An 18,836-nucleotide genomic window follows, 5' to 3' on the forward strand; every position below is an offset into this window, starting at 1 on the left:
AGTGGTCCCTTTACGAACGCCTTCACCGGATGGCGGTCTCCCACGCCCGCGTAGTGGACCCACGCACCATCGCCGGCGACGTGCGCCTCGACGTCGACCCTGCCAGGTTCCGGCCCGACCCCTCGGGTTCCAGATTGGGGTTGTTTGCCCTGTTCTCCGCATATCAAGGAACGGAGGCCGCCTTCAGAGATAATGTGGCCGTCGTATTGACCAGGTTCATCGTCGATTCAACGGTTGATGTCAATGACTTGTTCGACCATGCTTTCGTAGAGGCGCGATCACTCCCCGATTGGACCGAACAACGTGCAGACCGGTACCCGATCACATCACGAACACAGGGCGCCACCATCCAGGCCGGGAGCTTTCGCGATCCAACCGGACAGTGGCTGTATTCAGTAAACAAATATGAACTATACCAGCGCGCGAATGTTGCATATCTTCTGCAGTGCACTGGAACCACGAGTTCCCAGGATGTTTCCACCTGGACCGCCCTCATCGACGCGGTCAGTTCAGCTCGAATTGACGACTAAGGAGTTAAATTGGTTAGCCGAGCATCCTCCGTCATCGATCTTGAGCAGGTACTGTCCACGCGAATCGATTTCGTGGCCGACCCCGAGGACCGCTCCTGGTACGTTGGCGATACCGTTGGGTTCACCATTTACATTCGAATGGGCAACTTTCCCGACGAAGAGGCCTACTCCCTGTATCTCGGTCACGGCCGTTGGATGGACTTCAGCCGAGTGCCAGACAACTGGACGATAACGACGCCCCATCAAGGCTGGCCGGTGACGGCACGCCCCCGACTCCCCAAGGGGGAGTTTCATGAGTGACGGCGTGACGCAGACTCCCTATCTGACCGAGGCCGAACGAGAGCAATTACTCTCCAGATGGCGCGAACCACATCGCAAATATCATGATCTCGACCATCTGCGCACCGTGTTGACCGCGCTGGACGAGTTCAGTTCTGCAGGTGTCAGTTTCGACCGCGAAGCCGTAACTCTTGCTGCCTGGTTCCACGATGCGATCTACGAAGTAGGCGCTCCTGACAACGAGGACCAATCTGCTGTTCTGGCTGAGACGATGTTGGCGGGTAGGTCATGCGCGACCGAAGTCGCACGTCTGGTTCGTGTGACTGCCAGTCACGACGTTGCTCTGACCGACCTGAACGCGTCAGCTCTGTGCGACGCCGACCTGTCGATACTGGCGAGCGATTCGTCGCGATACTCCAGATACTGCGCCGACGTACGAGATGAATATTCCAGATTCGAAGACAGCGTCTACCGCGCTGGACGGACTCGGGTGCTCGAGCACTTCCTGACCCTCGAACGGATCTTCAACACCGAGTTCGGATACGAAAACTGGGAGTTGCGTGCTCGTCGCAATCTCAAGGCAGAACTTCGGTCCCTCCAGCGGAACTGACGCTCGCACGTGTCGCGACCCCGCGCACCGCGGGATCAGACTCCATCACCAACCGACTCTCCCTTTCCCGGTCTGATCCACTGACCGAAGTGCGAGGCCACCGACCTCACTCAGTGTCGTCAACGGCACCGAGGCCAAGGTGGACGGATTCTATGACGTCAACGGGGTATTCAAGATCGGCACCGCATACATCCCGTAGCCCCACTCCAAGAAAGGCACCCTGGGTGAATTCAACTTGTCGTCGCAACACCTTGATCTTGGAGGTGTTGGCTTTGGCTACAGCAGACTGGAGCAAGAAGACCAGCGATGCGCCCACGGGGGTTCGTCGGCAGTGGCGAGCTGATCGTGCGTTGCGGCCGGCGATGCGTTCGCCGGGCCGGCCCGAGCCGTCGCGGGCGGTGCAACGTCAGTTTTGGGGGTTGATCGCGACGGGGATGAGCACGGCGGAGGCGTCGGTGGCGGTCGGCGTGTCGGTGCCGGTGGGGTCGCGGTGGTTCCGCCACGCTGGCGGAATGACGCCACTGAGTCTGGACGAGCCGGCGGGTCGTTACCTGTCGTTCGCTGAACGGGAAGAGATCGCGCTGCTCCGCGCCCAACAGTGTGGTGTGAGAGAGATTGCTCGGCAGATCGGACGCAGTCCGGCAACGATTTCGCGTGAGTTGCGCCGCAACTCCGCTACCAGGAGTGGGAAACGTGAGTATCGAGCCTCGGTGGCGCAGTGGAAAGCTGAGCAGGCCGCCAAGCGCCCGAAAACAGCGAAACTCGTGGCCAACGTCGAGTTGCGGGAGTACGTGCAGGAGCGGTTGGCGGGCACTGTCCGTAGCCCCGACGGCACGATCGTCGCCGGCCCCACGCCGCCGCCGTGGAAGGGGCTCAACAAGCCGCACCGGGCCGACCGGCGGTGGTCTCTGGCATGGAGTCCGGAGCAGATCTCCCAGCGCCTGCGGGTCGATTTCCCCGATGATGAATCCATGCGCATCAGTCATGAGGCAATCTATCAATCCCTGTTCATCGAGGGCCGTGGCGCGCTCAAACGCGAGTTGGTGGCGTGCCTGCGGACCGGGCGGGCATTACGGGAGCCCCGTGCTCGCTCACGCAACAAGCCGCAGGGTCACGTCACCTCCGATGTCGTCCTCAGCCAGCGCCCGCCTGAGGCCCACGACCGTGCTGTCCCCGGCCACTGGGAGGGTGATCTCATCATCGGTGTGGGTCGGTCGGCTATCGGCACTGTTGTCGAACGGCGCAGTCGCGCAACGATTCTAGTCCATCTCCCACGCTTGCAAGGGTGGGGTGAGCAACCGCCGGTGAAGAACGGGCCGGCACTCGGTGGCTACGGCGCCATCGCGATGAACGCGGCACTGACGGCGTCGATAGCGGCGCTGCCGCAGCAGTTGCGCAAGACGTTAACGTGGGATCGCGGTAAGGAACTGTCCGCTCATGCCCAGTTCGCGATGGATACCGGAACGCAGGTGTTCTTCGCCGATCCGCATTCACCGTGGCAGCGACCGTCCAACGAGAACACTAATGGGCTGCTGCGCCAATATTTTCCGAAGGGAACTGACCTGTCACGGTGGTCTGCAAACGACCTCGAAGCCATCGCATACACCCTCAACAACCGTCCCCGAAAGGCCCTCGGCTGGAAGACCCCCGCCGAAGTCTTTGAAGGACAGTTACACTCACTACAACAACCCGGTGTTGCATGGACCGATTGAACCCGCCCTGTTGTCGGATGTCACCGGCCGACCGTTGTCCACCAACGAGCACGACCTGATCCAGGCGATGATCGCGGTCCTGCCGCCCAAGATCGCAGACCAGCTCGGGCGCCAGCTGGAGACCGCGCACACGAACGATTCCCCGTCGTCGCTTCAGCTGTCGCTCGCAACCTCCGACGACGTCGAGCCCACCGACATCAAGGACGGACCCATCGATGTGGTGGCTCGCGTATTTGTGAACGGGGACTATCAGGGGGAACTACTGGTGTTCGTCACCGCCGGCAAGCTCTCTCTTCTGGAGTACGCACGGGTGACAGACACCAAGCCGACGACTCTGCCGCACCTCGAGTCGGTTCAGATCGAACCCGTGTGACTTCCGTTCACGGCGGCGAGGTCTACAGCTCGGACGTTGCCAGCGGGGCCGTTGGTCACCGCACCATCCTGGAACCCGAGGATCGTCAGTGGCGATCTTCATCGCACCAGTAGTCGCAAACCCACCCCTTTTCCGTGTTCCCACCCCCATTCGAGCGGGTGGGAATACGGATTAGGGGTGGGTTTGCGGGGCGGGTCGGCGCTCCCGTGCCATCCTGGAACCCGTGGATCTCGTCAGGCACCTGCGATTCTTCGTCGCCGTCGCCGAAGAAGGCCACTTCGGCGACGCGGCGGCCCGGCTGGAGATGACGCAGCCACCGGTCTCGCAGGGGCTGCGGCGCCTGGAGAAGGAGCTCGGGGTCCAGCTCATCCGACGCACCTCCCGCGGCGCCGAGCTCACCGACGCCGGCCGGGACCTGTTGCCCCGCGCCCGCCTTCTCATCGACGATGCGGCGCGGTTCCTGGGCGAAGCCCGGCGCCTTCACGACGGCACTGAAGTACTGCGTTGGGGTGCAGTACCTCTCGCCGGTGCCGCAGCGGTCGCCGCCGTCGCACAACGCCTCGGCGAAATAGCTTCCGGTCAGGAGATGGTGAGCGCGACCACGGTGAGTCTGGTCGAACAGGTGTCCGCGGGCACGCTCGACCTGGCCATCGTCGATGCGCCCTGTGTGACCGGCACTCTCACCACCGGTCCGGTCGTCGTGTTCCGACGCCACGTCGTCGTACCCGCAGGCCATCCCGTCACCACCGCGGCACGTCCCCGATTGCGCCAGTTGGCGGGCCTGGACTTCTGCCATCCGCCACGCGCGGCGAACCCGCCTGCACATGACCAGCTGATCGACCGCCTCCGCGAGTCCGGCCTCGATCCGCATGTCCTGCCCGTCTCGTCCACCGAGCACCTGGTGGCTGCCGTCGCCGGTGGTCGAGCCTTCGGACTGACAGCTGACCCGGATCGCTTCGCCGCACTCGACGCAGTTCGGTGTCTGCCCATCGGACGGGACGCCACCGCGCTGAGGCTCCGCGTCGTCTACCGGGAGTCCGCGCTCGGCGAGGTCGCAGACGTGGCCACGGCCGCACTGTGGAAGATCAGCAAGGCGACCGGGTGAACCCCGACTCAGGTGAGCTGCCCGCCCATGTGCGGGAACAAGTCGACAGCGACGTCACCGAGATCCTCGCCGATGCGGGCTGTTCCGGCTGGCTACACGCGACGACGATCGGCTCGCCACAGATCAGCCACTCCTACGACGCCGACGCACCGGTCGTCCTGGCGTCGGTCTACAAACTCGCCGTCCTGATCTCGTTGTGCCGCAGCGCGGATCGCCGCGACATCGACCTCGCCGCGTCTATCACCGTCGATCCGACGCAATGGGCACAGGGTCCGACGGGACTGGCCGCGTTACGCGATCCGGTCACGCTGAGCCGTCGAGACCTCGCCACCTCGATGATGACCGTCTCCGACAACGTCGCCGCCGATGTTCTCCTCGACGAGATCGGCCTCGACCGTGTGCGGGACGACCTGCTCGATCTCGGACTCAGGAACACGCGGATCGTCGGCGGCGTCGCCGAACTGCATGAACGACTCCAGCGCGAGACCGGAACGAGCACGGTGGCAGAGGCTTTCGCCGCTCTCGCAGATCCGGACGACGACACGGCGATCAGCGCTTACGATGCCGCCTACTCGAGTTCGTCGACACCCCGGGATTGCACGACGCTGCTGACCTCGGTCTGGACCGACCGCGCCGCGTCGAACGAGATGTGCGCGTTCATCAGGGACACCATGCGGCGTCAGGTCTTCACCTCACGCCTGGCGTCGGGTTTCCCGTTCCGGCGCGTCACCGTCGCCGGCAAGACCGGAACCCTGGTCGCGATCCGCAACGAGATCGGCGTCATCGAATTCCCCGGAGAACTGCCGGTCGCCGTCGCGGTCTTCACCATGAGTGCCCGATCCGATCCGGCATTGCCACACGTGGACCGGGCGATCGGCGAGGCGGCCCGGACAGTCGTGACGGAGCTCCGCGTTCCCGAAGAATGACCTTCGCCCAACCCCACGAACTGGACCGATAGCACATCGCTATCGCGTGATCGCGCGTCGTGACTTTGCGCCGAGGGACTCGGGTCGGTTGTCTGGCCACATGCGTCGGTGGATGGTCGTCCTGAGTGTTCTCGCTGTGCTGGCCGGAACGTTGTCCGGGTGTTTCCTGACCGAGGATTCACCGGAGGACACCCTGCAGTCGTTCGCGGAGGCCCTCGGGCGGGGCGACGTCGATGCCGCCGCCGGCCTCACCGACGATCCCACGGCGGCGCGCACCACCATCAAATCCGTCTTCGACGGAATGGGCCCCACCCCGAAGCTCGCGGTTGCCGCCGACCTCGTCGACGACAAGAAGGTCACCGGAACCCTCGACCACCAGTGGCGGATCCGGAACGAGAACACCGCCTATCAGACGCCCGCCGTGCTCACCGAGACGGATTCGGGCTGGCGCGTGCGGTGGCAACCCTCCGTGATGCACCGGCAGCTCCGCGACGGACAGTCCTTCTCCTACAGCGACGACCGCGCCTACCGCACACCCGTCCTCGACACCAATGGACGTCCGCTGATGACGTGGCAGGCGGTGACGTTGATCGATCTCGCACGGGCACAGCTCACTTCGGCCGGACAACTGGCCCGGGCGCTGCGGCCGGTCGAACCGTCGATGACGGCGGCCGGTATCCGCAAGCTCTTCGACGGCAACAACTCACCGCGCCAGACCGTCATCCGACTGCGAGAATCCGACCTCAAGCGTGTCCAACGGGGCATCGAGGCGATCCCCGGCGTCACCACCTCCGAGCAAGGGGCCCTCCTCAGCGCCACCAAGGCACTCCACTCCCCCGCGATGTCGGGACTCGAGGAGATCTGGCGTACCGCGATCGACACCACGGCCGGCTGGTCCATCCAGATCGTCGACAGCGACGGCACACCAACGCATCTCGTGGACTCCGCGCAGCCCGGCGCCACGGCTCCGGTCCGCACCTCGATAGACCGGGACATCCAGACACAGGCACAACAAGCCGTCGACGGTGAACGACGACCGGCGATGATCGTCGCGATCTCACCCTCGACGGGCGGAATCGTCGCCGTCGCCCAGAACGACGCCGCCGACAAGTCCGGTGCGGTCTCCCTCACCGGCTTGTACCCGCCGGGCTCGACCTTCAAGACCATCACCACCGCAGCAGCGCTGGAGTCCGGCGCGGTTCAGCCGACATCACAGGTCCCGTGCCCGGGACGGACCACGATCGAAGGCAGAACGATCCCCAACGAGGACGATTTCGACCTCGGAACCGTGGCTCTGCCAACAGCTTTCTCCCGGTCCTGCAACACGACCATGGGTGCACTCGCAAACAAACTCCCCGACGACGCACTGAGCACGATGGCCCGCCGGTTCGGCATCGGCGCCGACTACACGATTCCGGGGCTGACCACGGTCACCGGCTCCGTACCGAACGCCACCACCCCCGCACTTCGCGTCGAGAACGGCATCGGTCAGGGCACCGTGACCGTCAGCCCGTTCGGTCTGGCGCTGGCCGAAGCGAGTCTCGCGCGCGGTGAAACGGTCACCCCGACACTGGTCGAGGGACAACGCACCACCGGCGACACCGAGCCGCAACAGATTCCCGACGACGCGGTTCGGGCACTCCGAAGCATGATGCGCGACACCGTGACCCGCGGTACCGCGACCGCGCTGCAGGACATCCCGGATCTCGGCGGCAAGACCGGCACAGCAGAGTACGGCGACAACAAGAACCCGCACGGCTGGTTCGCCGGCATCGTCGGCGACCTCGCCTTCGCGACGCTCGTCGTCGGCGGCGGGTCGTCGGCGCCGGCCGTGCGGGTCAGCGGCGAGTTCCTGCGACCGCTGAGCGATTAGTCCGGCGTCGTGCTTGACCGATCAGTCACGATCCGATCAGATGAACGCATGGGTGACGAACTGTTCGAGCACGAGACCAAGACCACGCTGTCCCGCGAAGACGCGGCACAGCGGCTTCACGCGCTCGCTGACGCGATCGCACGGCACAACGAGGTGTCCTACGTCGCGAACAACAAGACCGTGCGCATCGACGTCCCGCCACAGGTGAAGCTGAAGGTCGAGTTCGAGCGCGGCGAGGAGGAATCCGAGATCGAGATCGAGATCTCCTGGTAGTTCGGCGGCAGGCCCGCCGACCTATTTCTTCCGACGCGCCCGATGCGCTTTCGTCTTCTCGATGTAGGCGATCGCATCGGGCGTTTTGCAGTTGGTCTGACCGTGGTCGACGACGACCGTACCGAGTCGTCCGGCCACGGCGACCGCCGTCTGCTCCAGCGACTCGTTGCGCAACCCGATGGCGATGAGCGCGTTGTTCATCGAGTACCGAACCCGGTTCTGACTGTCTGCGAGTTCTACTTCGATCCGCGAGAGCAATCGATCGAAGTAGGAATCCGGTAGGTCTCGATCCTTCGTCGCGATGGTGCCGAGCATGTTCCATCCCATCGCGGCGACGAGCTCGCGATCGGACTCGATCCACCGCTCAGCTGTCTCCTGCGCGAGCGGCGTCGACGTCGCGAACGTCGAGACCGCATCGCCGAGCGTGTAGTTGTCGACGTCGTTCGCCCACGCGTCGAGCAGCGCCGGGTCGGCCTGCCCGGGATCGGCGATCATCGCCGCGAGAACACGGGCATCGTGATTGCCGCTGTCCCACAGGGCCAGAGCCAGTTCGTGATCGACCTTGATCCGCTTCTCGATCTTCCCCAGTGCGGAGTACAAGACGCCGTACTGGTTGTCACCGACCCCGTGCCGCCGGTAGGTCTTACGCGTCTGTTCCGTACCCAACGACTCCAGTTCCGCCAGTACGTCGTCCACCGCTGCCATCTCGTCTCTCCGCATTTCCGTTGTCACTTCTACGTGCCCGCATCGGCGATGCCGAGTTGTCGCGCGACCTGGGGTCCCCCGACCTCTCGCACGAACTCCGGGTCACCGCAGACCACCAGTTCATCACGCGCCCGTGACAGCCCGACGTAGAGACGCTCCCGGGAGCGATCCCACGCCTTGGTCTCGTTGAGGGCCAGGACCACGACGCGTCGTTCCAGGCCCTTGAACCCGAGCACATGACCGTAGAAGACCTGTTCGCCGTCCCAGAACGACGCCCAGTACTCCTTGTTTCCCTCCGCTTGTCGAGCCTTCTGCTCGTCGTGGCGACTACCGGTCGTCAGGAGGGCGATGTCCTCGGGACGCCACCCGGCGTCGAGCAGCGGATCGATCTGGTCATCCGCGACATCAAGCGCCTCGTCGGCGTCACACTCGACGAACTTCACCCGCCGACCGTCGCCGCCGCGCAACTGCATTCGCTGCCCCACAAGCGGTTTGAACGTCTCGGCGATCTGTTTGGTGTTACGCAGATTGTGGTCGAGAACCAGCGGAACCAAGTCCACCGGTGGCGAACCCTGCCGGGCGAAGACACGTTGCGCCTCGTCGCTGAACACGTAGATGCCCCCGGACTCGGTGTCACGCAGGCACGCCAGCATCGGTTTCCACCAGTCGTCGGCGAAGTCCTGCGCCTCGTCGACGACGATCGAGTCGAAACGTTTGCCCGGTGGGAGTTGCTGTGCGAGTTCGTACATCTGCTGCGGGAGGGTGTGTTCCCAGAAGTCCTGCGCCGCCTGGGTTCGTTCCTGCTCGTCGGGGCCGGTCGGCGCACCCCACCTGATGCCCAGTTCGTGGAACTCACCGACATATGCGGGCCGCTCCTTGTGTTTCCAAGTGGCGGTGAGTCGTTCGAGGAACGATGCCAGGCCGTGCGAGTAGCACACGAGCGCGACGCGTTGACCTCCCTTCGCGAGACGCCGTGCCTGTTCGACGGCGAGGAACGTCTTCCCGCTGCCGGCGCCGCCGCGGACCTCGACGCGGTTCAGCTGATGAATCGCACGGAGGATGACCGCTTGATGCGACGTGAGCGAGTCGGCGACACTCTCGTTCTCCAGCGCACGGGCGACGACGTCTCGCTGCGGCAAGCCCCTACCGCTGAGTGCGATCCGCAGCGCGATGATGCCGTCCGCGTCGACTCCCGGCCAGTCGACGTCTCTCTGCAGCAGGACTTTCCGGATCAGCGGCATGAGCTCATGGAGTTGCGTCCGATCGACGACCTTCCACCGCGGGCAGTCGGGCAGCGCGAATCCGGGGCCGACCTCCGAATGCGGAAAGACCACCACGTGATCCCAGCGGAGACGCCCCTGGGTCCAGCGCGGATCGGACTCGACGAAGTCGCGCAGCGCGTAACAGCCGTCCCGGACCTGCGTCACCGGGTCTATGCGTTTGGCTGCCTGTCCTGCTCGTTCCTGCCACCACGACTCCCCGTCGTGCCATATCTGGCCGCCCTTGACCTCGACGCACACGATCCCTGCTCCCTCGATCGCGACGACGAAGTCGATCTCGTGGTCCTTCGAGTGATCGGTGACCCGCTGCCCGACGACCAGCAGATCCTCGTCGAGGAGTTGATCGTTCAGCGCGTTGAAGACCACTTCTTCGCTGCTCGCCGCGAACCGCGGGTTCTCCGGGATCACCGACGGCATGCCGGGCACCGCTCTCGCACGCTCGAACTGGGGGTGTCGTCAGTCGTCACTGGTCAACCTCGCGTCATCGGTAGCCGGCCTTGCCGCAGGCTATCGCGAGCCCGCGACACAGCTGCGTCGTGACCGCGCGAACGAGCCTCGATTCCTTCGTTCGAACCAACCAAACGAATACGCAGACGCGGGTGCGCCTATGCGGCCGTGAAGATCGGTGAACCGAACGACTGCTGACCGGCGAGGCGCGACCATCATGCTCCGGTCGCGGACCCCCGCCAAGACTTCGGCTCAGCATGACGCTGAACGCTGTCGCACAACGTGTTGCTCATTACGTTCGATGCCACAGCATCATTCGCGAAGGAGCACCATGACCGAGACCGCAACCCGCCTCAACGACGTCGACATCTCCGCTGTCGGTCAGCTCGTCGAAGCCATCCAGGCCGACGACGCCAAAGCCCGGACGACCTGGGCGGCACACGTCCAGTGGAACGGCGCCTTCGCTTCCGAGGCCCGCGTGCGGAACTTCTCGCCGGTGGGTTCCGACGAACCCGCCGCGCTCGGCGGTGGTGACACCGCACCGAATCCGGTCGAGCAGCTCCTCGGTGCGCTCGGCAACTGCCTCGCGGTCGGCTACGCCGCCAACGCAACCATCGCGGGCATCGAGCTCAAGGATCTCCGCATCGATCTCAAGGGCGACCTGGATCTTCATGTCTTCCTCGGGCTTGCCGAAGGACACGCGGGCTTCAGCTCGATCACCGCGAACGTCACCATCGACTCCGACGCCCCGCGCGAGAAGCTCGATGAACTGCACGCGAAGGTCCAGGCCAGTTCACCCGTCGGCCACACCCTCGGCAGCGCGGTGCCGGTGGAGATCGTGCTGAACTGACTCCCGGAATCCTCGGGCTCGGCGATAGACCGGTCGGGACCTGAAAGACGGTCGGCGGGTGCGCTTCGGCGCGTTCGCCGACCGTTTCTTGGCGTATGCCCACTCCCGGGGAGCTTCCGAAAAGATCACATTGCGTTGTGTCGCGGTTGCCGGGACACAACGCAACCTGATCACACCCGCGTCACCCCGTCGACACTCGCCGACGCCAGCACAGGCCCGCACACCACCACGACGGCGCTGACCCCTGCGGCCACTGCGAACACCGCCCACAATGCGACCTTGATCAGCAGCGCACCGACCAAGGCGCCCAGCAGGATTGCCACGATTGCCGCGAGTCTGCGGTTCAGGATCGTCGCCCGACTCGGGCGGGCGAACATGTCGATCGCCCAAGCGGTGATCGTCGAGGTGACCACGACGGTGGTCACATCCGCGACGCCGATGTTGCGCGCGGCGGCGGCCTGCATGCCCATCGCGCCTGCCGTCATCCCGACCGCGAACATCGCTGCCACGTGCGCCTTCGGTTCCGCCCAGACGAGCACCGCGGTGCCGGCGACCAGCGACGCCGACACCGCCAGTACGGCCGTCATCCGCGGACTCCACCCGCGCCGGCCAGAACGTAGGAACAGGCTGGCGATTCCGGCTCCGACGATGAACGCCACGAGCGCGAGGGCCAGCGAGAACACCGGCAGTCCGTCGGCTCCGGCCGCGCCCATCCCGAGGATCAGGACGTTCCCGGTCATATTTCCGAGGAACACGGTGTCGAAGCCGAGGAAGCCACCGGCGTCGACCACACCGGTCGCGAACGTCAGCACGAGCATCAAGCTGAGATCTCGCCTCGCCTCGCGGTCGACGCCAGTGGAGGCACTCTCACTCATCGCCACGTGCGGCTCCTTCTGCCCGGACTCCCGCCGGGGGCGCCCCGGGGGCGCGTCGTGACCAGCGTGTTGATCGCTCCGATCGTAAGGCCCGGACCGGCCGGCCGGCCTGCACAGCCTGGTTCCCGCGTGCGCGTTTCCTTCCCGACCGCGCGCGAACTCGGGCGCCGCCGCCGGGTATCGTCGTCGTGTGGTCGGAAGCGTCGACGAATCCGGGAGCGGGACAGAACGTTCCGGCCCCTCACCACTCGACAACCCGGCCCGCGCTGCCCTCACCAGCCCACACGCACGGTTCGCCGAATGCGTCGGTACCGCCCTGCGGTACCACCCCGACGTCTGCCCGATGGCGGCCCTGCCCGACGACCCGACGCTCGATGACTGGTCGGACGCCGCCCGGCTCGTCGGTCCGGGAGGCGCCCTGTTCATCCCCGTGGTCGCCGACACTCCACCCTCGGGCTGGGAGACGACGATGCATCTGCCGGGAGTGCAGATGATCGACGCCGCGGTGTCGTCGAAGCCCGACGATGCCGCTGTTCGCCTGACCGGCGCCGACGTCCCGGAGATGACCGAACTGGTCCGACGCACGCGCCCCGGGCCGTTCCGTCCGCGCACCATCGAGATGGGCACCTACCTCGGGATCCGACGCGGCGGCCGACTGATCGCGATGGGTGGCGAACGACTCTCACTTCCGCGATACACCGAGATCAGCGCGGTGTGCACCGACCCCGATCACCGCGGCGAGGGTCTGGCGTCACGACTGGTCCTCGCTCTCGTACACGGCATTCGAGAACGCGGTGCGACGCCGATCCTGCACGCGGACGCGACCAACGTGAACGCGATTCGGCTCTACGAGCAACTGGGATTCGAGGTCCGGAAGGAAGTGCTGTTCCAGGTGGTGACGGCCCCTTCGTGACGCGCCTCCGCAAGCTCCGGGCGCTCCTCAGGGAGCGAAGTCACGCGCCTCCGCAAGCTCCGGGCGCTCCTCAGGGAACGAAGCCACGCGCCCTCCGCAAGCTCCGGCGCTCCTCAGGGAACGAAACGGGGGCCTACGCAGCGTCCCTCCGCTTGAGCGACTTCGCGAGCGGCGCAATCTCATCCAGGTAGATCGAGGCGAGGACCTCGGATTCGTCGGCCAGGTTGCGCACGCGGTCGCTCTCCGCGCGGTCCCACTCCGCATCGACGACGTGCTCGAATTCGTCTATGGCGCTGACCCTGTCGAGCCAGGCCTGCTTGTCCTGACGTTGCTGGATGCGGGCGACGATCTGCGCGTAGTCGGCGAACGCCTCCAGACGCTCGACGAGGCCGTCGAGTCGCCCGGACAGCAACCGCGACTTCTCCGCGAACGTGGCGACCACCTCGTCGTCGACGCCGAGGTGCCCCGCCGGCGCGTCGCCGAGGATGGCGAGCTGATCGCGTAGGCCGACCGCCGCCGTGGCGATCGCGGTGACCTCGCCGACCAGGTCGACACGCACGGAATGCCGGTCGAAGAAGTCCAGCTTCCATGCCGGATGGCGGCTGACGCTGTCGGCGACCATCGCCGTCGTCCAGACGATCTGTCCGACACGGTCGGTCTTGAGTCGCTCGAGGTCGTGGCGGTCGCCGCCATTCCAGATGTCGAGAGCAAGGTCGAGGTGTTCGGAGGTTCCCGGGTCGTCGGGCCGGGTCGGCTCCAGGAGACGACCCTGCACCGCCTGGCACGACGCCCAGCGTCGGGCCTGCGCCAACCGCATCTCGCCGGCGAGCTGTCCGAGCGGGTCTGCCGACGGTCGCACAACGGCCTCCGACGCCCCGACCCGGGTATGGTCACGCTCGGAGCGTCGACGCGAGCGGTCGTCCCTCATCCCGGTGAACATCGCCGAGAACGCACCGACGGCCATCGACATCAACAGGACGAGCGCCACCGCGACCACCACCACGAAGACGGCCATCGCGACGAACATCATGCATCCAGTGAACCACTCGAACCCGACCGCGGCGCCCGTTCGCGGATAGGTCGGCGGCTCACGCCGGCCCGATCCTCACGGCGTGATCACCCACCGGCCCCGGCCGCCCGGCTTGGCGGCGGCCTTCTGTGCGTCGGCAACTCGGTCGAGCGGGAAGGTTCCTTCCACCCGGATCGGTAGGACACCGGCCGCTGCCAGTTCCAGCAGCGACCCGAGCCGGTCGTCGGCGTGGGAGTCGACCACGTCGACGCTGATCCCACGCTCGGCGGCCGGCGCTCCACCGGGCATCACCCCGACCCACCGTCCGCCGTCGCGCACGAGCGCAAGCGCTGCCTCGTGCATCGCGGCGGCGTCGACGACCGCAGGCCATCCGCCTTCCGGCTGATCGAGGAAGCCGGCACCGAGACCCCGGATGAACTCCTCGTCGGTCGACCGGGCCAGACCGGTGACGTCCCACCCTCGCCGTCGACCCAGAACGAGGAGGTACCCGCCGACCACACCGGCAGCCCCGGTGACGAGCAGCCGGTCGGCGCCGGGCCGCGGTTCACCGAGCAGGTCGAGGATCTGTTCGGCGGCGAGGGCGTTGATGGCCACGGTCGACGCGGCGACGAGGTCCAGCTGTTCGGGCACGACTGCGACTGCATCGACCTGCACCACGACCTCGTCGGCGTAGGCGCCGGTCGCATTGCCGAACCCGGTCAGGACCCCGGCCACGCGAGTGCCCGGTTCGAGGTCGACGCCGGCTCCGGACTCGACGACCGTGCCCGCGAAGTCCATCCCCACACCGACGGCGGCGTCGCCGCTGATCACCCCCACCTCGTGGAAGAACCCGGACGACACCGCGAGATCGACAGGATTGACGGAGGCGGCGGCAACAGCAACGCGCACCTGGCCGTACTCGGGCGCCCGTACCGGGACGTCGACGACCTCGATCGAATCGGGACCGGTCGGCGTGATCACGACAGCTGCTCGAAATGTGTTCATGGTGTGCTCCTCCTTGTGTGTGGCCCATCTATGAACCACCATGAGAGAGCAACTCTCTATTGGAAACGACTGCCCGGGCGGCCCGCGCGCGATGCGCTACTCCGAACTCGGCCACCGGCTTGCCGGGGTCAGCCAGAAGATGCTGACGCAGACGCTGCGCTCGATGGAACGCGACGGCATGCTGACCCGCACGGTCACCCCGCCGGTCCCGGTGACCGTGACCTACGAGCTCACCGGCCTCGGGCTGTCATTGCACGGGGTCATCACATCGATCAAGGACTGGGCCGAAAACCACATGGACGAGGTCCACGCCAGCAGGGAGCGTTACGACGCCGCGCACGAATGAAGGACGCCGAGACCGTCCCTGCTCCGGCCGCAACCAAACCTGATCCCGCCCCAAGCAATCGCTTGGTTTGTTACGTTCGGCAACGATGGGATTCCTGAAGCAGACCACGCCAGACATCGATTTCCCGACCTGGAGCCAGGGCACACGGGCGGAGAAGATCCGGCCGATGGCGCGGCATTGGGCCGAGGTCGGGTTCGGAACCCCGGTGGCATTGCACCTGTTCTACGTCGGCAAGATCCTCGTGTTCATCCTCGTCGGATGGGCGGTCGTCATCACGACTCCGGGTATCGACGGCTTCTTCGACGTCGCCGGTTGGTACAACGAGCCGATCGTCTTCCAGAAGATCGTGCTGTACACCATGCTCTTCGAGGTCGTGGGGTTCGGCTGCGGGTTCGGGCCGTTGAACAATCGTTTCTTCCCACCGTTCGGGTCGATCCTCTACTGGCTGCGCCCCAAGACAATCCGGCAACCACCCTGGCCGCGCATCCCACTGACCGCGGGCGACACCAGGACCCCGGTCGACGTGTTGCTCTACGCCGCGCTGATCGCCGTCGTGCTGATCGCCCTGTTCAGCCCCGGGTCCGGCGCCATCCCCGACCTCGACACGACCGTCGGTGTCCTGCCCGCGTGGCAGATCTGGACGATCCTCGCACTTCTCGCCGCGATCGGGCTACGCGACAAGACCATCTTCCTGGCCGCACGCGGCGAGGTGTACGGCGCACTCACCGTGACGTTCCTGTTCGGCGGCGTCGACATGATCATCGGCGCCAAGCTCGTGTTCCTGTGCATCTGGCTGGGTGCGGCGACGTCGAAGCTGAACAAGCACTTCCCCTTCGTCATCGCGACGATGATGTCCAACAACCCGATCTGGCGGTCACCGAAGATCAAACGGAAGTTCTTCGAGAGCTTTCCCGACGACCTGCGGCCCGGCCGCCGCTCCCGCTGGATCGCCCACTTCTCCACTGCGGTGGAGGGGCTCGTCCCGATCGTGCTGTTCTTCTCCCACGGCGGTTGGGTCGGCGGGATCGCCGCCGCGATCATGATCCTCTTCCACTTCGGCATCCTGTCGTCGATCCCGATGGGTGTGCCGCTGGAGTGGAACGTCTTCATGATGTTCGGCATCCTCGCGATCTTCGTCGGACACCCCGGCGTCGGGCTCACCGATCTCCGATCCCCCTGGCCGGTGGTCCTGTTCGCCGTCTCCGCCACGACGGTCATCGTGGGAAACCTGATGCCGCGCAAGGTGTCCTTCCTACCCGGCATGCGGTACTACGCGGGCAACTGGGACACCGGGCTGTGGTGCATCAAACCGTCGGCGTCGGCGAAGATCGAAGCGGGAGTCGTCGCCATCGCGTCGATGCCGGCCGCCCAACTCGAACGGTTCTACGGCAGTCCCGAAGCGGCGCAGATCCCGCTCTACATGGGATATGCGTTCCGCTCCTTCAACAGTCACGGTCGCGCGCTCTTCACGTTGGCTCATCGCGCCATGAACGGAATCCCCGAGGAACAGTTCATGCTCACCGATGGTGAGCGGATCTGCAGCACCGCGATGGGCTGGAACTTCGGCGACGGCCACCTCTCCAACGAGCAGCTGATCGAATCACTGCAGCGGCGTTGTCATTTCGAGCCGGGCGAAGTGCGGATCGTTCTGCTCGACGCCCAGCCCATCCATCGTCAGACCCAGGAGTACCGCCTGATCGATCCGGCGACCGGCGTCTTCGAACGCGGCTACGTCCGCGTCGCCGATCTCGTCACCCGGCAGCCCTGGGACGACGAGGTCCCGACGACGGTGACGTGGCGTGCCGACGGGACCCACGCGGACTCGCCCGGCTAGGTCGACGCCAGCCGGCTGTGGACGAAGGTGACCGCCATCGCCCCTTCGCCTACCTGCCGGCCGGTATCGGCGTTCACCCGAACGACCGGGAACGGCGTGTCCGAGATGCGCAGACCGGAGTGTTGCGCCATGATCGAAGGCACACGCCGGGATCAGCGGTCCGAGCACCCGATCGTCGTGCGCGTCGTATCGACGCCAGGTCCGGCGTGCCGCCCTCCCGCGGGATTCGATCCTGAAACCCCCTGTCGTCGAACATCTTTCCGCCGCGTCGACGTGCGGAACGAGCCTTCATCGGTCACACTGTGAGAACAGCAGCCTTCGCCGAGAGGGGTCAGAAGTGACCAGAATCTTCGATGCAGCCACCTGGGGAGCCGAGCTCTGTGTCGCCGGCGACGACGTCCTCGCCGGCGAGCTCTCACTGCGTGAGGAATCCCTGCGGCGCAAGGTCGCCTTCTACCTCGACGCCGACGGACTCCCCATGTGCCAGTCCTCGTGCGCGCCTGCGGAGTGGTATCCGACGCTGGTGACCCGGATGACTTCGGCGGTCATCTCCCATGGACGCGCGGTCGTCTCCATCGACGCCGCTCTTCCGTTGCACTCGTCGATTCTCGATGTCGCGTTCCCCGGGGCCGGTTCGGACCGGTCGATGGTCGACATCACCGTTGTCGACCTGTCCCGCCACCGCCGCACCCTGCACGCCGAGATCCCGTCGCACCTGGTCGTGACCGGCACCATCGCCTTGGCGCTGTCTCCCGTCGGATCGGCACGACGAACCGCCCCGCAGGAACACGAAACCGCAATCGGCTGACCTGGCCGACCCGGACCGCCGGTCAGGCGCCCGCGTCGGGAGTGCGCCGGACGGCAGTCTCTGTCGCAGGCAGAGCCGACGGCACGTCGGCGATCCCGGACAGAAGCTGCAACGCATGCCGCGACGCCGATCCCGGCTCGGTCCGGTAGACGAAGATCGTCTGCTCGGGATCGTCGCCCGGTGTCAGGGCCTGATAGGCGACGGTCAGATCACCCACCACCGGATGGTGGTACCGCTTGGTGCCGACGCTCCGCTCGTGCACGCGGTTACGGGCCCAGAGCTTGACGAATTCCGGACTGTGGATGGACAGTTCGCCCACCAGCGCTCCGAGGCGCGGGTCGTCGGAATGTTTGCCCGCGTCCATGCGCAACATGGCCGCGGTATCCGCGGCCACGCCGTCCCAGTCGCTGTACAGGTCACGTGCATGCGGGTCCAGGAAGACGAAACGGGCTTGATTGCGTACCGCCGCAGGCATGTTCTCGAAGTCGGCGACGAGGAGGCCGGCAAGTCGGTTGTGGCCCAGCACATCCAGCCGGCGCCCGAGCACGAAGGCCGGTTGCAGCGCCGTGTCGAAGGTGGCGAGCAACTCCCGGGTCGACTCGTGGAGGCGTTGCGGCTTGTCGGCACGGCGCCTCCTGGTCGGTTCGCGCCGGGCGATCGTGTGCAGGTGGGTGCGTTCGCTGTCGTCGAGCTGCAGGGCGTCGGCGATGGCGTCTAGAACCTCGAGGGACGCACTCTTGCTCCGCCCCTGCTCCAGGCGCGTGTAGTAGTCGACGCTCACCCCGGCGAGCATTGCCAGTTCTTCACGACGAAGACCGTCGACCCGGCGACGACCCGCGTCCGATATCCCGGCGTCGTCCGGTGACAACCGGCCACGGGCCGCGCGGAGAAAGTCGGCGAGCGACGGTTCCAGCTGATCGGGCATGTCCCCATCCTCCGGACTCTGCCGAACTGCGTCAAAGGGTCAGGGTGGCCCAATTTGTCCCAGGAAGAACTCTCTCTTCACCGATGGTGGCGGGTCGCCGACGATGGGTGTCATCGCCTCGACGGCGATTCACCACACCCCAACAGGAAGTGAGCACA

Annotated in this window: 19 protein-coding genes and 1 pseudogene; 13 read left to right on the forward strand and 7 right to left on the reverse strand. The window is 65.9% G+C overall.

All coding sequences use genetic code 11. The features are described from left to right. Positions 1-29: 29 nt before the first annotated feature. The 8 genes from BLU62_RS22150 to BLU62_RS22190 all read left to right on the forward strand — a co-directional run bounded on the left by BLU62_RS22150 (position 30) and on the right by BLU62_RS22190 (position 7,681). Entirely contained in the window at positions 30-530 is a 501-nt protein-coding gene (locus BLU62_RS22150) for an LpqN/LpqT family lipoprotein (RefSeq protein WP_074852093.1), read from the forward strand. 292 nt (positions 531-822) lie between these two features. Then, on the forward strand, positions 823-1,419 hold the full coding sequence (locus BLU62_RS22160) for an HD domain-containing protein (protein ID WP_074852095.1): 597 nt from the start codon (positions 823-825) through the stop codon (positions 1,417-1,419). 362 nt (positions 1,420-1,781) lie between these two features. Continuing rightward, on the forward strand, positions 1,782-3,131 hold the full coding sequence (locus BLU62_RS22165; RefSeq protein ID WP_425284598.1) for an IS30 family transposase: 1,350 nt from the start codon (positions 1,782-1,784) through the stop codon (positions 3,129-3,131). After that, on the forward strand, positions 3,112-3,504 hold the full coding sequence (locus tag BLU62_RS22170) for a hypothetical protein (protein ID WP_139180062.1): 393 nt from the start codon (positions 3,112-3,114) through the stop codon (positions 3,502-3,504). The genes BLU62_RS22165 and BLU62_RS22170 overlap by 20 nt, the downstream gene beginning before the upstream one ends. Positions 3,505-3,727: 223 nt before the next feature. Continuing rightward, positions 3,728-4,609 (forward strand): LysR family transcriptional regulator, encoded by an 882-nt coding sequence (locus BLU62_RS22175; RefSeq protein WP_074852097.1) that lies wholly within the window; start codon positions 3,728-3,730, stop codon positions 4,607-4,609. Further along, the gene (locus tag BLU62_RS22180) at positions 4,606-5,535 is read left to right on the forward strand and encodes a serine hydrolase (protein WP_074852098.1); all 930 of its coding nucleotides are present in this window, start codon (positions 4,606-4,608) and stop codon (positions 5,533-5,535) included. Before BLU62_RS22175 ends, BLU62_RS22180 begins: the two co-directional genes overlap by 4 nt. A 100-nt stretch (positions 5,536-5,635) precedes the next feature. After that, entirely contained in the window at positions 5,636-7,408 is a 1,773-nt protein-coding gene (locus BLU62_RS22185; protein WP_074852099.1) for a penicillin-binding transpeptidase domain-containing protein, read from the forward strand. A 48-nt stretch (positions 7,409-7,456) separates the two neighbouring features. Then, positions 7,457-7,681: an amphi-Trp domain-containing protein gene (locus BLU62_RS22190; RefSeq protein ID WP_074852100.1), complete on the forward strand. Its 225-nt coding sequence runs from the start codon at positions 7,457-7,459 to the stop codon at positions 7,679-7,681. A 21-nt stretch (positions 7,682-7,702) separates the two neighbouring features. Here BLU62_RS22190 and BLU62_RS22195 read toward each other — a convergent pair whose 3' ends face one another. Then, positions 7,703-8,386 carry a DNA alkylation repair protein gene (locus tag BLU62_RS22195; RefSeq protein WP_074852101.1) on the reverse strand — a complete coding sequence of 228 codons (684 nt, stop codon included), beginning with the start codon at positions 8,384-8,386 and terminating at the stop codon, positions 7,703-7,705. 29 nt (positions 8,387-8,415) lie between these two features. Next, positions 8,416-10,083, reverse strand: coding sequence for a nuclease-related domain-containing DEAD/DEAH box helicase (locus BLU62_RS22200; protein ID WP_074853127.1), 1,668 nt, complete (start codon positions 10,081-10,083; stop codon positions 8,416-8,418). Between the two features lie 361 nt (positions 10,084-10,444). Between BLU62_RS22200 and BLU62_RS22205 the strand changes: the two genes are divergently transcribed. Next, a complete protein-coding gene (locus BLU62_RS22205; protein ID WP_074852102.1) occupies positions 10,445-10,963 on the forward strand; it encodes an OsmC family protein in 519 nt (172 codons plus the stop codon). 170 nt (positions 10,964-11,133) lie between these two features. On the opposite strand, the gene BLU62_RS22210 is transcribed toward BLU62_RS22205, so the two are convergent. Continuing rightward, positions 11,134-11,838 (reverse strand): DUF1275 family protein, encoded by a 705-nt coding sequence (locus tag BLU62_RS22210; RefSeq protein ID WP_074853128.1) that lies wholly within the window; start codon positions 11,836-11,838, stop codon positions 11,134-11,136. Between the two features lie 190 nt (positions 11,839-12,028). Here BLU62_RS22210 and BLU62_RS22215 point away from each other — a divergent pair, with 190 nt between their 5' ends. Further along, positions 12,029-12,751, forward strand: a complete 723-nt coding sequence (locus BLU62_RS22215; protein ID WP_074852103.1) for a GNAT family N-acetyltransferase — start codon at positions 12,029-12,031, stop codon at positions 12,749-12,751. Positions 12,752-12,884: 133 nt separating this feature from the next. Here the strand turns inward: BLU62_RS22215 and BLU62_RS22220 are convergent, their stop codons facing one another. Next, a complete protein-coding gene (locus BLU62_RS22220; protein ID WP_074852104.1) occupies positions 12,885-13,781 on the reverse strand; it encodes a hypothetical protein in 897 nt (298 codons plus the stop codon). 75 nt (positions 13,782-13,856) lie between these two features. After that, a complete protein-coding gene (locus BLU62_RS22225) occupies positions 13,857-14,765 on the reverse strand; it encodes an alcohol dehydrogenase catalytic domain-containing protein (RefSeq protein ID WP_074852105.1) in 909 nt (302 codons plus the stop codon). Positions 14,766-14,826: 61 nt separating this feature from the next. Here BLU62_RS22225 and BLU62_RS22230 point away from each other — a divergent pair. Further along, positions 14,827-15,111: pseudogene (locus BLU62_RS22230) on the forward strand (winged helix-turn-helix transcriptional regulator); the annotation flags it as partial. Positions 15,112-15,196: 85 nt separating this feature from the next. Further along, on the forward strand, positions 15,197-16,945 hold the full coding sequence (locus BLU62_RS22235; RefSeq protein WP_074852106.1) for a DUF3556 domain-containing protein: 1,749 nt from the start codon (positions 15,197-15,199) through the stop codon (positions 16,943-16,945). On the opposite strand, the gene BLU62_RS32955 is transcribed toward BLU62_RS22235, so the two are convergent. Then, entirely contained in the window at positions 16,942-17,088 is a 147-nt protein-coding gene (locus tag BLU62_RS32955; protein ID WP_159441575.1) for a hypothetical protein, read from the reverse strand. The two genes, BLU62_RS22235 and BLU62_RS32955, sit on opposite strands and share 4 nt — an antisense overlap. Positions 17,089-17,282: 194 nt before the next feature. Here BLU62_RS32955 and BLU62_RS22240 point away from each other — a divergent pair, with 194 nt between their 5' ends. Continuing rightward, positions 17,283-17,753 (forward strand): hypothetical protein, encoded by a 471-nt coding sequence (locus BLU62_RS22240; RefSeq protein WP_074852107.1) that lies wholly within the window; start codon positions 17,283-17,285, stop codon positions 17,751-17,753. Between the two features lie 22 nt (positions 17,754-17,775). Here BLU62_RS22240 and BLU62_RS22245 read toward each other — a convergent pair whose 3' ends face one another. Beyond that, a complete protein-coding gene (locus BLU62_RS22245) occupies positions 17,776-18,678 on the reverse strand; it encodes a helix-turn-helix transcriptional regulator (RefSeq protein WP_074852108.1) in 903 nt (300 codons plus the stop codon). Between the last annotated feature and the right edge of the window lie 158 nt (positions 18,679-18,836).

The organism is Gordonia westfalica (genome assembly GCF_900105725.1).
Classification (GTDB): domain Bacteria; phylum Actinomycetota; class Actinomycetes; order Mycobacteriales; family Mycobacteriaceae; genus Gordonia; species Gordonia westfalica.